The sequence below is a fragment of the Micromonospora sp. NPDC005174 genome, assembly GCF_040608495.1.
GTDB lineage: Bacteria > Actinomycetota > Actinomycetes > Mycobacteriales > Micromonosporaceae > Micromonospora.
Map to the genome: position 1 here is coordinate 83,113 of NZ_JBEXIJ010000009.1, position 15,208 is coordinate 98,320.

11 protein-coding genes are annotated in these 15,208 nt (G+C 71.7%); 8 read left to right on the forward strand and 3 right to left on the reverse strand.

Translation table 11 applies throughout. From position 1 onward, the window contains the following. The first annotated feature begins 11 nt into the window (after positions 1-11). The 6 genes from ABZU91_RS13145 to ABZU91_RS13170 are packed head-to-tail and all read left to right on the forward strand — an operon-like array spanning position 12 to position 8,085. Positions 12-374, forward strand: a complete 363-nt coding sequence (locus ABZU91_RS13145) for a hypothetical protein (RefSeq protein WP_355238541.1) — start codon at positions 12-14, stop codon at positions 372-374. Between the two features lie 49 nt (positions 375-423). Then, a complete protein-coding gene (locus tag ABZU91_RS13150; RefSeq protein ID WP_355238544.1) occupies positions 424-3,792 on the forward strand; it encodes an ATP-binding protein in 3,369 nt (1,122 codons plus the stop codon). 1 nt (position 3,793) lies between these two features. Beyond that, positions 3,794-5,746 (forward strand): MFS transporter, encoded by a 1,953-nt coding sequence (locus ABZU91_RS13155; protein ID WP_355238547.1) that lies wholly within the window; start codon positions 3,794-3,796, stop codon positions 5,744-5,746. Further along, positions 5,743-6,300 carry a hypothetical protein gene (locus tag ABZU91_RS13160; RefSeq protein WP_355238550.1) on the forward strand — a complete coding sequence of 186 codons (558 nt, stop codon included), beginning with the start codon at positions 5,743-5,745 and terminating at the stop codon, positions 6,298-6,300. Before ABZU91_RS13155 ends, ABZU91_RS13160 begins: the two co-directional genes overlap by 4 nt. Then, positions 6,297-7,472 (forward strand): M23 family metallopeptidase, encoded by a 1,176-nt coding sequence (locus tag ABZU91_RS13165; RefSeq protein WP_355238553.1) that lies wholly within the window; start codon positions 6,297-6,299, stop codon positions 7,470-7,472. Before ABZU91_RS13160 ends, ABZU91_RS13165 begins: the two co-directional genes overlap by 4 nt. A 13-nt stretch (positions 7,473-7,485) precedes the next feature. Beyond that, positions 7,486-8,085: a hypothetical protein gene (locus ABZU91_RS13170; protein ID WP_355238556.1), complete on the forward strand. Its 600-nt coding sequence runs from the start codon at positions 7,486-7,488 to the stop codon at positions 8,083-8,085. 3 nt (positions 8,086-8,088) lie between these two features. Here ABZU91_RS13170 and ABZU91_RS13175 read toward each other — a convergent pair whose 3' ends face one another. Further along, the gene (locus ABZU91_RS13175; protein WP_355238835.1) at positions 8,089-8,643 is read right to left on the reverse strand and encodes a hypothetical protein; all 555 of its coding nucleotides are present in this window, start codon (positions 8,641-8,643) and stop codon (positions 8,089-8,091) included. Between the two features lie 194 nt (positions 8,644-8,837). Here ABZU91_RS13175 and ABZU91_RS13180 point away from each other — a divergent pair, with 194 nt between their 5' ends. Then, positions 8,838-11,447, forward strand: a complete 2,610-nt coding sequence (locus tag ABZU91_RS13180; RefSeq protein ID WP_355238558.1) for an FtsK/SpoIIIE domain-containing protein — start codon at positions 8,838-8,840, stop codon at positions 11,445-11,447. Between the two features lie 7 nt (positions 11,448-11,454). Further along, positions 11,455-12,174 (forward strand): hypothetical protein, encoded by a 720-nt coding sequence (locus ABZU91_RS13185; protein WP_355238560.1) that lies wholly within the window; start codon positions 11,455-11,457, stop codon positions 12,172-12,174. Between the two features lie 52 nt (positions 12,175-12,226). On the opposite strand, the gene folE is transcribed toward ABZU91_RS13185, so the two are convergent. Together folE and ftsH are read right to left on the reverse strand one after the other, a co-directional pair. After that, the gene (gene folE, locus ABZU91_RS13190) at positions 12,227-12,892 is read right to left on the reverse strand and encodes a GTP cyclohydrolase I FolE (protein WP_355238838.1); all 666 of its coding nucleotides are present in this window, start codon (positions 12,890-12,892) and stop codon (positions 12,227-12,229) included. Between the two features lie 35 nt (positions 12,893-12,927). Continuing rightward, positions 12,928-14,949: an ATP-dependent zinc metalloprotease FtsH gene (ftsH, locus tag ABZU91_RS13195; RefSeq protein WP_355238563.1), complete on the reverse strand. Its 2,022-nt coding sequence runs from the start codon at positions 14,947-14,949 to the stop codon at positions 12,928-12,930. Between the last annotated feature and the right edge of the window lie 259 nt (positions 14,950-15,208).

Sequence of the window (15,208 nt, forward strand, 5' to 3'; positions counted from 1 at the left end):
GCGGTCACCAGATGCGGCTGCGCACCGACGACGACATCTACCGGGCCCGCCTGGTCTACCTCGGGCCGCCCGGCTACACCCTTCCGGTCCACCTGCCCTACGCCCAGTACGGGCTCTTCATGCTGCTCGTTCCCCTCTACATGTTCATCCACTGGCTGTTCACGTTGACGGTCGACCTCTTCCCAGCCTGGGAGATCGCGCTCGCCATCGTGACCACGTCGTTCATCTTCCGGCACGTCGACCCCGACCGGCCGGCGCGGGTGGTCATCCGCACCGCGCTGACCGACTGGCGACGTACCCGGGAGCCGGCGGTCGAGCAGCGCGACCCGCGCCTGGTCGGCAGCCGGATCAGGATTCGGGAGGAGCTGGCATGACCGGGCGTACGCCGATCGGTCTCCTGCACGACGCGGGTGAGGCGGTCGCATGAGTCGCTCTTCCACGCCGGGTTCCCCGGCCGGCCGCCCGGCCGTGCCGGCCGGTCACCGTGCGCAGTCGTACGACTACCCCGACGCCGAGGACGAGGTCGCGCTCGACCCCGCGTTGGTGACCTCGCCCGGCCACGGCGCGGTCGGCGTCTTCCAGGCACCCCGACCGGTCACCCGCCGGACACCTCCCGCCGAGCCCAGCGCGGTCTCGGCCGGCGAGAACGCCGACATCGACTCGCCCTTCCTGGACCTGTTCGGTGGCGCCCGGCCCGGTGGCCCCCGTGCCGTGACAGCGGCTCCCGCCAGCCGGCAGCAGCCGGCGATCCCGCAGCAACCGCCGACGCCGGCCCGGCCGGCTCCGGAGGTGGAGCCACCGTGGACACCCGGCGAATCCTCCAGCCACCGGGGAGACGCCTCTCCGGGCGGCGAAACCCGGGTGCCGCACCAGGCGGGCGACCGACGGCCGACACTGCACCCGACGGCGGAGATCGAGCAGACCGTCGCGCCCGTGTCCGCGTCGACGGCCCCCGCGCCGGCACCCCGGGCGTCCAGCGCCACGTCCGTCGGGCAACCGCCGGCGCCGGTCGAGCGCCCCGGCGCTCCGGCCGAGCAACCGAGCGCGCCGGCGGCACGGCCGCTCGGCGCCGTTCCCGGCGACCGGCCGGCTCTGGAACGCGGGCCACGGCGCGCCACGCGGTCGGAGCGGCCCACGGACGCCGGCAGAGAGGTGGCCACGCCACGCCAGCGGGCCGCGAGCCAGCAGGACCGGCCGATCAAGCCGGTCCGGGTACGTGCCCCGAAGATCAAGTTCGGTGACCGTGACCCGTCGGTCGAGCTGGCGATCACCGAGATCGCCGGTCACCTGACCTTCACCCCGAACACGGTCACCGCCTGGTACTGGCTACCCGAGGTGCGCTGGGCCTTCCGCCCGGACGCCGAACGCGAGGCGCTGCTGTCGGCGATCTCCGAGCAGTACGCGGGCCTCGCCGGCTTCCGGCTGCACCTGCGCCGGACCACCCGGCCTTTCCCCGCCGACGAGTGGGCCCGCACCATCGACACGCACACGGCGGCGCCGCTGCCCGACGTCCCCGGCACCACCGGCTGGGCGGACCATCTGGTCGCCGCCCAGCGCCACCTGATGGCCGTCAACCACGCCGAGGGCCAGACCTACCTGGGCGTCACCTTCGCCCGACGCTCCCTCGGCGACTCCATGACCGAACGGTTGCTCCGCACCTTCGGCCGGGGCACCGCCGAGGGCGAACGTCGCAAGCTGGGCCGCACCGTGGAGCAGTTCGACGAGGTGCTCGGCGCGTTCGGCATGCGTGGCCGACGGGTCACCGCACAGGAACTGGAGTGGCTGCTCTACCGCTCGGTCGCGCTGTGCATGGCGCCGCCGGGACGGCTCTCGCCGGTGACCGACGGGCAGTGGGAACGCGGTGACCTGCTCGCTCTGACCGAACAGGTCGAGCGCTACCGCACCCCGTACGGGTCGACGGTCAAACTGGTCAACCGGATGACCGGCGAGGAACGGCACGTGGCGGTACTCGCCGTCGGCCGGATGGAACCGCTGGAGATCCCGGAGCGGCACGAGCCCTGGTTGCACTTCCACGAGCGACTGCCCTGGCCGATGGAAATCTCCACCCGGGTCGACATCCTCGGTTCCGGCGACTCGTTCCGCAACCTCGAACACCGGCTCCGGATGATCCGCTCCCAGCAGCTCGACTACGCCGAGCACGGCATCGACGCGCCCCCGGAGCTCGAACGCCTCGCCAAGCGGGCGCTGGTGATCGGCGACGAGATGACCACCGGCCTACCCGTCGACTCGGCGCGCGCACACGGCTGGCACCGGATCGCGGTCGGCGGCCGAACCAGGGAGGAATGCCTGGAGCGGGCCCGGCGGCTCATCCAGCTCTACTCCCGGGAGCTGCGCATCTCGCTGCAGCACCCCAAGAACCAGGACTGGCTGGCCCGCGAGTTCATCCCCGGCGAGCCCATCGCCAACACCGGCTACGTCCGGCGGATGCCGGTCCCCCTGCTCGCCGCCGCACTCCCCCAGGCCGCCTCCACCGTCGGCGACCGGCGGGGCGACCTGATCGGACGTACCGCCGGCACCTGCCGCCGACCCGTCTTCCTCGACCTGCACTTCCCCATGGAGGTACGCGAACGCTCCGGGCTCGCGGTGTTCGTGGCCGAGCCGGGCGGCGGCAAGTCGACCCTGCTCGGCGCGCTGGGCTACCTCGCCGCCCGGCGGGGTGTGCAGGTGACCCTCCTCGACCCGTCCGGGCCGCTGGCCCGGCTCTGCGCCATGCCCGAACTGCGGCCGTACTCCCGGGTGTTGAACCTGACCGGGTCCGAGCACGGCACCCTGGCGCCCTACTCCCTCATCCCCACGCCCCTGCGCAGCGAGTTCGCCACCGGAGCCGGCGGTGACCGCGAGTTCGAGATCGCCGTCTCCAACGCACGGGCCGAGCGGCGGATGCTGGTCCAGGACATCTGCATGATGCTCGTGCCGCCACAGGTGGCCCGGGAGGCGTCCACCGCCACCCTGTTCCGGCATGCCGTACGGCAGGTCCCCGCCGAGGAGACGTCCACCCTGGACGACGTGGTGAGCTGCCTCGGGCGGCTCGACGACGACGCTGGCAAGGAGCTGGCGAACCTTCTCCTGGACACCGCCGAGATGCCACTGGCCATGCTGTTCTTCGGCCGGCCACCCGAAGGGCTGCTCGGTGCCGACGCGGCGCTCACCGTGATCACCATGGCGGGGCTCCGGCTGCCCGACCTCAAGATCGAACGCGAGTACTGGTCGGCCGAGGAGGCCCTCGCCCTGCCGATGCTGCACACCGCGCACCGGCTCGCCGTCCGCCGCTGCTACGGCGGGTCGATGTCGTCCCGCAAGCTCGTCGGCCTCGACGAGGCCCACTTCATGGAGGGCTGGCGGTCCGGGCGGTCGTTCCTGGTCCGGCTCGCCCGGGACTCCCGCAAGTGGAACCTCGCCGCGCTTGTCGCCTCGCAGAACCCCCGCGACATCCTCGGCCTCGACGTGCAGAACCTGGTCTCCACCGTCTTCGTCGGCCGGATCGCCGAGGACGCCGAGATCGCCTCCGAAGCGCTGCGCCTGCTGCGGGTACCGGTCAACGACGGGTACGAGGCCACTCTGGCCTCGCTCTCCGCCGCCGACAGCAACTCGGCCTCCCGCCTCGGCTTCCGGGAGTTCGTGATGCGTGACGTCGACGGCCGGGTGCAGAAGGTCCGGGTCGACGTCTCGTACGTCGACGGCCTGCTGGACCACCTCGACACGACACCCGCCGCGATCGCCGCGGCAGCCGGAGTCCTACCGAGCATCTCCCTGCCCGATCTGGAGGCGTGACATGGCTGGGGCCCGGGTTCGGATCGCGTCGTTCCTGCTCGCGCTCGGCGTACTGGCCGGGGCCACCCTCAGCTGGCCGCTGCTCGGCGCGGAAGCTGCCGCAGCCGCCCCACCGGTCACCCAGGCCCGAGCCGACCTCTGCACCACGGCCGAGTGGCAGGCCGACTTCCGCGCCTGCGTGGGAAAGCTCCAGGAGGTCAGCGAGGACGAGGTCAAGTGTCGCAACGCGCCGACCCCGGGCACGCCCGACTCCGGCCTCGCCGGCTGGTTCGCTGCGGCGCCACCAGCTGAGGCGGCGAACGGGATAGCCGGTCGGTACAGCCTCTATGGCTACGCGGGTTACAGCTACAACACCTACGACATCGACGGCGGGTGCGCGTCGAGCGTGCTGCACCCGGACTACAAGTTCACCACCACGGTGGCGAACGGTGAATTCATGGCGGCCACGGCGATCATCGGTGCCTCGAACGCGCTCAGAGAGCGTGCCTGGGACCCGGGCTCGATGTGGGGCTGGGCCGATCCGCTGGTCGAGAAGGCGACCAAGGCCGTCTACGAGAAGGTATTCAGCGTCTTCGGGATCGTCACGCTGTGTGTCGTGGGGCTCTACCTGCTCTGGCGATCCCGCCAATCGGACATGAGCAACGCGATGACCACCGCGGGCTGGGCCCTCCTCGTGATGGTCGCGGTCACGGCGCTGGCCGCGTGGCCGGTGAAGTCGGCGAACATCGCGGACGGTGCGTTGGTCACCAGCCTCGGTGTGGTCCATGACGCGGTAGGCCCGCAGGCGAAGGAACCTGCACCGGGACGATGCATCGATCCCGAACGCTGCAAGGATCTGCGAACGCCGGCCGTACGCGCGAGCGACACCGCCACCGAGACGATGCTCTACCGGAACTGGGTCCGAGGCGTCCTCGGATCGGCGGACAGCGAGACGGCGCGCAAGTACGGGCCGGCGCTGTACGACGCACGATCTCTAACGTGGGGCGAAGCCCAATCAATGCGCGCCAACCCGGCCACCCGGGAGGCGACGATCAAGGCGAAGCAACAGCAGTGGGCGCGGGTGGCTCAGCAGATCCAGACCGAGGACCCGGAGGCGTACGAGTACCTCCAGGGCGTCCGGGACATGGACCGGGTCGGGGCGGGGTTCATCGCCGTGCTGGCCTCGGTGCTGTTCGCCATGTTCGACCTGACGGCATCACTCCTGGTCCTGCTGGGCTTCCTCATCTTCAGATGGGCGGTGATCGCGGCACCGATCCTGGGCACGGTCGGACTGCTCCGACCGGCCAGTGCCGGCCTGCGGCGGCTGGCGAACGCCGTCGTCGCCGCGATCTTCAACATCGCCATCTTCGGCACCGGGGCTGCCATCTACCTGTTCGCGGTCGATCTGATCATGAGTACGCCCACGCTGCCCGGTTGGCTCCAGGTGGTGCTGGTGTGGTTGTGCGGAGTGGTCGGTTGGCTGCTGCTGCGGCCGTACCGGCGAATCACCCAGCTCGGGGGTAAGGACAGCAGCGAGGCGGTCAGCTCGGCCGGCTCCTGGCACCGCCGGTTCTTCCGCGACATGCGAGTCGCGGCGCGACTCGACGTCGTCGAGCCCGGAGGCACCGTGGAACCGGTGGGCGGACGCCGCCGGTCGCCCGACGCCGAGCAGACCCGACTGCGCCCGGAGGCACGCCGGGAAGACCCGGCCCCGACGCCGCCGCCCACTCCGGCGGGAGGCAGACGCACCGACGACGGCCGACCGGATGGTCGGGAACGCGCCGACGAGGCACCGATTGGGGAGACCGGCAGCCGGGCTCGTCCCGTGCCGCCGCAGCCTCGGCGCCGCCAGCCGGCGACGTGGACCGAACCGGACGTGCCGGCGGAGAACCCGTCGTTCGTGGTCTACCGGCCCGGCTCCACCGAACGTGCGCCGGACCGCACCGGACCGCGGGTGCGTTCCGAGGCTCGGTGACAGCGATGCGACGGGCCCTGGAATTCCTCTTCAGCCGGGCGCTGCGGTCCCGGCTGGGGGTGGCCGCGGTGATCGCGGTACTCGTCCTCGGGGTGATCGGGGCGGCCCGCCTGACGTCCGGTTCGACCGACTCGGCGGACGGGTTGAGCAACCGCCCCAACCGGCCGATCACCACCGTCGACCCAACGGCCGGTGACGACGGTCTGACCGCCAGCGAGGCCCCGCCGTCACCGGTTACTCCGTCCGGTGCCCGCACGCCTGAGCAGGTCGCGGACCGATTCGCCTCGGCCTGGCTCGGCCGGCCCGGCATGACAGCCGAGCAGTGGCAGGCTGGCCTGCGGCCGATGTCGACGCCGGCCCTGACCGAGAAGTTGGCCGGCGCCGAGCCCGGCGGGGTACCGGCCGAGCAGGTGACCGGCCCACCGGCAGTGCGGTCGCGCACCGAGACCTTCGTGGAGGTGCTGCTACCGCTCGACACCGGGCGGCTCCGGCTGGAGCTGGTGTTGGCGGACAAGAGTTGGCTGGTCGACGTGGTCGACTGGGAGCGACAGTGACCGCCGGCCGAGCGGGCCGCGTCCTCCGTCGGCCGATCCGGGCCGGCGTGGTCGCCTCCGTGCTCACCGGCATCCTGCTCCTGCTCTGCTGCACCGGCGGGACCGCTGCGTTCTTTCTCAGTGGCCTCGGCGGTGACGCGGAGGACGGGGACGCCCTGGCCGGCTGGGGCTGCGGGCCGGTACGTCCCGTCGACATCACCGGCGAACTACCCCGGTTCACCGAGTACGGCGACGCGCAGGTCCGCAATGCCGCGATCATCATCAAGGTCGGTCAGGACCTGGGCGTGCCCTCGCGCGGCTGGGTCATCGCCCTGGCCACCGCGATGCAGGAGTCAGCCCTGCGTAACCTGGCCAACAGTGACGTGCCGGAGTCCCTGGCTCTGCCGCACGAGGGCGTCGGTGCCGACCACGACTCGCTCGGCCTCTTCCAACAGCGTCCGGGATGGGGCTCGATCGCCGAACGGATGACACCCGCGTACACGGCCCGGAAGTTCTACGAAAAGCTCGTCAAGGTCCGCAGCTGGCAGCGCCGGCCGCTGACGGTCGTGGCACAGCAGGTCCAGGTCAGCGCCTATCCAGACGCATACGCCAAGCACGAGGAGCTGGCCAGCAACATCGTGGACGCATTGGCCGGTGGTGCAGCACGCACCGTCCAGATCAACGGCAAGGCCGTGTGCGACGCGGCCGAGCGCGGCCAGATCGCCGCCTCCGGCTGGACTGCGCCGATCTCCGGCGACGTCGGCTCCGGCTTCCAGACCGCCGATCGACCCAGCCACAACGGCGTCGACATCGGGGCGTCGAAGGGCACCGAGATCCGTGCCGCGGCCGCTGGCCGCGTACTGGTCGCCCGCTGCGACCCGGACAACCGAGGACGCCGGAGCTGCGACGTGGACGGGTATCCGGGCAAGGGCGGCTGCGGCTGGTTCGTCGACATCCTGCACGCCGGTGGCTACATCACGCGGTACTGCCACATGGTGGTCCAGCCCCGGGTGTCGCCGGACCAGATCGTCCAGGCCGGACAGGTGATCGGCCAGGTCGGCAGCAGCGGCAATTCGTCAGGTCCGCACCTGCACTTCGAGGTGCACCTGCGCAGCGACCGGTCCAGCCGGGGTGCGACCGACCCGATTCCCTTCATGCGTGTGCGGGGCGCTCCGCTGCGCGCTGCGGAGTGAGGCCGTCACTGGCATGACCGGACCACTGCCGGACCCGTTCGCCGACCAACCCGACTGGGCGCCTCGGCCACCCCGTCCCCTGACCATCGTGCCCGCCACCGAACGCGTGGAGTTGCGCGGGCAGCGGGTGCTCGTGGGTCTGCCAGGGCTGGGCTGGCGAGGTGACCTGCGGGCGGACGACCGGGTCGTGCAGGGTGCCCGGACCTATGTGCCGGTCATACCCGAGCACGATTGGTACCGGGCCGAGGCCGACCAGGTCGAGGTGTTCGCACCCCTGGTTCCCGTGGAGCGGGTCTGGGTGGAGACGGTCGGTGAACGGCCCACGTCGGATGGCGCCCGGGACACCGGTATCCGGTTGGTCTCGCTGGACGGCCCGTCCCACCGCTCTCCCACACCCGTGTTCGAAGCGGACGCGGTCACCGGCCGCCGAGTGGTACACGTCGAGGACGGACGCGAACACCGGGACATGCGGGCAGTGACCGAGACCTACTCGGGAGCCGAGGGCGACATCTGCGTACGGATCACGCCCGAGGTGGAGTGGTACCGCTGGGCCTGGCGCGGCCAGTCACCCACCACCCTGGAGGTGCCCGTCCACCTGCTGTGGATCGAGTAACCGTCAGCTGACCTTCGTCCCAGTGCAAACCCGCCAACCGTCGCGGTCCTGAACATCGAACTGCCAAGTGTCAGTCAGGCTCTGCTGGATTCCATCGATCGACGCACTTCGGCGAATTACGGCAACAACCGAGGCAGCATCGAAACTGGCATTGGAGACTGCAATACCTTCGATATTGATCGAGAACGAGACGCCCAGTTCTTGTTCACGCCGGATTACTTGCGCACGGAACTCATCCAGCGCCGGCACCGGACCATCGCAAGTGAACAGGTTGGCCCTGTTGGGATCACGAGACACCAGGGCCGCCTGCAGGTAGTTGACAACGACCACGTCGGGGGCGCTGCGGTCCGGTGCGGCGGCGCGGTTGTACAGCACGAAACCCGTCGCCACCCCGCCGAGCAGGAGCAGGCCGAGCACCCCACCGACCACGATGAGCACGGTTCGCAGGCGTCGGCGTCGTGGCTGTGGTGCCGGCGCTGGTGGGGCCGGCGGCAGCTGCTCGGACGGAGTCCGTTGCGCCGGTACGCGGGAGACCTGGGAACCGGCGGGGGGCTGCACTGATTCCACCTCCTGACGTTAACGGCTGGACGGCTCGGAGCCAATGCCCCGGATCCAGCGGATCGTGACGGACCCCTCCCCACCGGTGAGATCCACGACAACACCGGCGCACCGCCGTGGTACCTCCCGGAGGAGGAGCTCCGGCTGGGATACCGTCACTGCTCGGGGAGGGGTTGCCGACCTCGGGTGAGGGGGTGGACACGGTGGCCGGTCCGAAGGCACGCACGAACCGCGCCGCGGCGCTGCACCGCCGGGCTGCCGCTGTCGTGACCGCCGCCGCCGGGATCCTCGACGAGATTCGGCCGGCCCCTGCTGATCAGCGTCGCCAGTACGAGTTGGCCGACCGGCTGCGGTTGGTTGCCGCGCGGCTGGCCCCGGGCTGGTCGGGTGCCACTCTGGATTCGCTCGACGTGAACTCTCCGGCAGGCGACGGCCCGCCACCCTTCGTTCGGGTGGGTACGGCGGCACCGTTGGATGACGCCCGTTTCCCCGCTCTGGTGCCGCTGATCGGTGCCGGCCATCTGAGCGTTGACGCCGATGGGCGCGAGCCGCGGGTGGCGGGGCTGTTGCGTGCCGTGCTGTTGCGCCTGCTGGGTGCGACGCCCGCTGGTGCGCTGTTGGTACGGGCGGTGGACGCCACGGGTGCCGTGCTCACGCCGTTCGGCGCGCTTGCCGATGCCGGGCTGCTGCCCCCGCCGGCGGTGGACGTGGCGGGTCTGCGCGCGGTGTTGACCGAGGCCGAGCAGTGGGTTACTCCGGGTGCGAGCGGGCGACGTCGTCATGACCGGACGCTGCTGCTGGTGGTCGCCGCGTTGCCGGAGTTGACCGGTCCGACCGACCTGGCGCGGATCGAGGCGCTGGCTGAGCAGGGGCCGGCGGCGGGGCTGCACCTGATGGTGGCCGGCTGGCCGCCACCCGGCCCGTACTCGTCCCGGGCACCCTTGCCGCAGGCCACCTCGTTGGTGCTGCGCAACGCGTACGCGCTGCTCGGCGACCCGCCGGGGGCGTCGTTCGCGAGCCCTGGGGCCGAGCCGCCGAGCGGGTTGAATTCGCCGATCTTCGTGGAGACGGACCCTCCGGCGGAGCTCGTCGAGGCGGTCTGTCGGCGGCTCGCCGCCCAGGTGGAGGCGGGTTCCCGGTTGGCGTTGGCGGATCTGCTGCCGGAGACGGGCGATGACCTCTGGGCTGCGGATTCCGCGGACAGCCTCACCACGATGGTGGGTGACGCGGGCGGTCGGCCGGTGCCGCTGGGCTTCACCGAGCTGACCCCGCACTGGCTGGTGAGTGGCCGGTCCGGGGCAGGTCGTGCGGCGTTCCTGACCACTGCCCTGCTGGGCCTGGCCGCCCGGTACGGCCCGGACGATCTGGCGCTCTACCTGGTGGACCTGGGCGACGGTGAGTCGTTCGTGGAGTTTCTGCAGACCGAGCGGGACCGCTCCTGGATTCCGCAGGTGCGGGCTGCGGCCATCGCGGCCGACCGGGAGTACGTCCGGGACCTGTTCGACCAGTTGACAGCCGAGGTGCAGCGCCGCGCGGAGGCGGCGGGGCGGGCCGGTGGGCAGCGCTTCGCCGAGTTGCGCCAGCACCGCCCGCTGCCGCGCATCGTCTGCGTGGTCGACAACGTGCCGCTGCTCTTCGCCGAGCGGGATCGGCTGGCCACCGAGGTGGCCGCGCAGGTCGACGGGCTGGCCCGGTCCGGTCGGGCGTACGGCGTGCACCTGGTCCTGGCCGGTGCGGGTGAGCTGGGGCTGAGTGCGCGCGCGGACGCCGGACACCGGGATTCGGTGCTGGGGCAGTTCCCGGTGCGGGTGGCATTGCCGGGCGGCGGCCCGGTGCTGGAGCCGACCAACGACTCGGCCGCCGGACTGCCGGTGGGCAGCGCGGTGGTGAACACCGCCGGCGGGCTCGGCGGCCCCCGGGGCGCGATCCGTGGTCACGAGCGGTTGATTCGCCACCCCGACCCGTTGGACGACCCGGAGGTGGTCGAGCGGCTGCGGCACGAGCTGTGGGCGGCCCGACCGTCCGACGCGACGCCACCGGTGGTGTTCGCCGGGTACGCCCGTCCGCTGCTGGCCAACGACCCCCGTCACCGGGCGGCCCTGGCAGGGCAGGCACGCGGGTCGGCGGCTCTGCTGGGCCGAGCGGTGGACGTGGCCCGTACGACGGTTGCCGTTCCGATGGGGCCGGCGCCCGGACGTAACCTCGCGGTGCTGGGCTCGGGCGCGGCGGCGGGTGGTCTGCTGGCGACGGCCGCTCGCAGCACCGCCGCCCATCACGCGCCGGGCACCGCCCGGTTCCTCGTGTCCGCGCCGGACCAGGGAGCACGCGCGCTGGCAGAGGCGTTGACGGCCGAGCTGGCCGCCCGCCATCCGGCCCGGCTGGTGGACCTGTCGACGCTGGTCGCGGACGCCCATGGCGGAACCGACATCGACACCAACGCCGGCAGCACCGCCGACCCTGACGAGGCACTGCCGACGTACCTGGTGATCTTCGGGTTGGATCGGCCCGGGCCGCGGGAGCTGCCGGCGGATCGGCTGCGCGCGCTGCTGCGGGACGGTCCCCCGGCGGGCCGGCACCTCCTGGGCTGGTGGCGGGCGGTGCCGCCGTTCGCCGCGCTGCTGGAGCCGGACGGCGACGTCGACAAGCTGGCCGCCGTCGTGGTGCTGGACGTGCCGGCGGCGCAGCTCGCCGCGGTGTTCGGCCGGCCGATCCAGTGGCGGGCGCACCCGGACCGGGCGACGCTGTGGGACGGTCCGGACGAGCGGGGCACGGTCCTGATCCCGTTCGCCGACGAGGCGGGGTGAGCTGACGATGCGTACGGGAGACGTCGAGGTGGACGCGACGGTGACCGGTCCGGGGCGGCAGCGGACCGCTGGCACGGACGGCGATGTCGCGGCGCCGGCGGACGCCTGGGCCGAGTACCTGGCGGCAGCGCGTCAACTGGACGCGGTCCGGCGTGGCGCGGCCACCGCCGCCGGTGAGCAGGCCCGCTCGGCGGAAGCCGCCCGGGAGGAGCTGACGGTGGTGCGCGCCGGGCTGGCGACTCAGCAGGAGCGGTTGCGGGAGCGGGGCGTACCGGCGATCTCGCTGGTGCCGTCGCCGCCGGAGCTGACGGAGGCCGCCCGGTCGATGGCTGGCGGCCCGGCCGCCGTGCTGGCGGCGCTGCGGACCGCGCGGGGTCGGGCCGAGGCGGCGGACGCGGCGTTGGCCGCGCGGCGCGGCCTCCGACCGACCTCCTGGCCCGCACGGGCCCGCAACGTCCTGGTGTACGGGCCGCTGGCACTGCTGGTGCCGCTGATTCAGGTCATCGTGTACGCGACGACAGGGAGTGGGCCGGCCAGCGTGACGGCCCTGGTCGGCGGCCTGCCGATGCCGGCGGTCGCGTTCGTCGTCGGCTGGGTGGGTGTCGGCCGGGTCTTCCGCGCCGGCGTCGAGACGCCGGTGGACCGCACGGTGCGCTTCGGTGTGCTGGTCTGCCTGGTGCCCGCGGTGCTGGTCACGGCCGGTCTGCTGCTGGCCCTGCTCGCCTGACGACCCACCCGGTGACGGGCGGCCGGCCGTCCCCGAGGGGCGGCCGGGTGAGTCAACGGGGAAGGATCAGGGCCATCGCCTCGGCCCGCGACTTCGAGTCGGTCTGCAGGATGCCGCGCACCGCGGAGGTGATCGTCTTGGCCCCGGACTTCTGGATGCCCCGCATGGCCATGCACATGTGCTCGCATTCCAGCACGACCACGACGCCACGCGGGGCCAGCTTGCTCATCAGCAGGTCGGCGACCTGGGAGGTGAGCCGCTCCTGCACCTGGGGTCGGCGGGCGAAGACCTCGACGAGGCGGGCCAGCTTGGACAGGCCGGTGATCCGTCCGTCCGGGCCGGGGATGTAGCCGATGTGTGCGCTGCCCCGGAACGGCAGCAGGTGGTGCTCGCAGAGGCTCATCACGTCGATGTCGCGGACGATCACCAGCTCTTCGTGGTTGGCCTCGAAGGTGGTGCTGAGCACCTGCGCGGGGTCGACGCGCAGACCGGCGAAGAGTTCGGCGTACGCGCGGGCGACGCGGGCCGGCGTCTGCTGGAGGCCGTCCCGGTCCGGGTCCTCGCCGACCGCGATCAGGATCTCGCGGACCGCCTTCTCGATCCGCCCGAGGTCGACGGCGTCCTCGACGGGACGGCCGGTCAGCCTGCCGCTGATCAGCCGCGCGGCGACGTAGTCCAGCTCGTCGTCGCCGTCGGGTTCGGTCGCGGAAACGGCCAGCTCCCGGTGAGGGGAGCTGGCCGTCGGCTCGTTGCTCAGTGCGTACCGTCCGAGTTGTTGCTGGACGGCGACCCGCCGCCGACGGACGCCTGCGCGCCGTCGGCCTGGGCCTGCGCCTTGAGCTTGTCCTTCTCCGCAGGGGTGAGCACGGGCGGCTCGGTGGACGGCTGGCGCTTGCCGAAGCCGTTGTACGGCGCCAGCGGCGGCCGCTTCACCACCCGGGAGCAGATCCGCGCCATGTCGGCCGTGGAGAGGGTCTCCTTCTCCATCAGCTCGAGCACGATGTTGTCCAGGACGTCCCGGTATTCCACCAGGATCTCCCAGGCCTCGTCGTGCGCCAGCTCGACCAGTGCCCGCATCTCGCCGTCGATCTCGGCGGCCACCGAGTCCGAGTAGTCCCGCTCGTGGCCCATGTTGCGGCCGAGGAACGGCTCGTCCCCGCTGGTGCCGTACTTGATCGCGCCGAGCTTGGAGCTCATGCCGTACTGGGTGATCATCGCGCGGGCCAACTGGGTGGCCTTCTCGATGTCGTTGCCTGCGCCGGTGGTCGGCTCGTGGAAGACCAGTTCCTCGGCGGCGCGGCCGCCCAGCGCGTACGCCAGGGTGTCGATCATCTCGGCGCGCGTCTGGGTGTACTTGTCCTCGGTCGGGAGCACCAGGGTGTGGCCCAGCGAGCGGCCACGGGACAGGATCGTCACCTTGTGCACCGGCGCGGCGTGCGGCAGCGCCCAGGCGACCAACGCGTGGCCACCCTCGTGGTACGCGGTGATCTTCTTTTCGTTGTCGCTCATCACGCGGGTCCGTCGCTGCGGACCGGCGACCACCCGGTCGATCGACTCTTCCAGCGAGTCGTTGGAGATCGCGCGCTGCTCCTTGCGGGCGGTGAGCAGGGCCGACTCGTTGATCACGTTGGCCAGGTCGGCGCCGCTGAAGCCCGGCGTACGACGGGCCACCGCGTCGAGGTCGACGTCGGGCGTGAACGGCTTGCCCTTGGCGTGCACCCGAAGGATGGCCTTGCGGCCCTCCATGTCGGGGGCGTCTACCGGGATCTGCCGGTCGAACCGGCCCGGGCGCAGCAGCGCCGGGTCGAGGATGTCCGGCCGGTTGGTGGCCGCGATCAGGATGACCCCGCCCTTGGTGTCGAAGCCGTCCATCTCGACGAGCAGCTGGTTGAGCGTCTGCTCCCGCTCGTCGTGGCCGCCGCCCATGCCGGCGCCGCGGTGCCGGCCGACGGCGTCGATCTCGTCGACGAAGACGATCGCCGGGGCGTTCGTCTTGGCCTGCTCGAACAGGTCACGGACCCGGCTGGCGCCGACGCCGACGAACATCTCCACGAAGTCGGAGCCGGAGATGGAGTAGAAGGGCACCCCGGCCTCGCCGGCGACCGCGCGGGCCAGCAGCGTCTTGCCGGTTCCGGGCGGGCCGAACAGCAGCACGCCCTTCGGGATCTTGGCACCCAGGGCCTGGTACTTGGCCGGGTTCTGGAGGAAGTCCTTGATCTCGTACAGCTCTTCGACGGCCTCCTCGGCACCCGCGACGTCCGCGAAGGTCGTCTTCGGGGTGTCCTTGGTGATCATCTTCGCCTTGGACTTGCCGAAGTTGAGCACCCGGGAGCCGCCGCCCTGCATCTGCGACATGAAGAACAGCAGCAGGAGCACGAGCAGCGCGATCGGCAGCAGGTTGACCAGCAGGCTCACCCAGATGCTGTCCGAGGAGACCTTGGCGTCGGCCGGCCCGGTGACCCGGTTGGCCGCCTTGGCCGCCAGCACCTCGTTCCAGACCTCGTCGCCCACCTGGTACGGGAACTGGGCCTCGATGCGGTCGGTGGTGGTACCACCGAACTTGGTCTTGTTCTTCAGGTCCAGCTGGAGCGTCTGCTCCTTGTCCTGGAACACGACCTTGTTGATCTGCGCGGTGTGGAGCTGGTCGAGCGCAACGGAAGTGTCCACGCGGTGGTAGCTGGGACCAGCGGTGAACAGCTGACTGAGCACAACGGCGCCGAGGATGACCAGGATGATCCAGACCACCGGTCGGCGGAAGAAACGCGTACGTTCCATACTGTTGTCGAGCGCCGGAGCGCCCGCATCCTCCTGATCGACGTCCTGACCGTCTGATGGTGTCGCCGCACTGGGCGGCGGCCGGAGCCGCCGTGCGGGCCGGCCTCGACCCCGAGGCGCCGAAACTGCCGCGCCGCGGTCATTCGACGGTACACCGTGTACGCGAGGAGTGAGCTTGCGAGCCCCGCAGTCGTGCACCATCAAATCCGCGTGAACGCGAGGAGTGAGCTCGCGGGCCCCCGCACCCGGTGCACATTGA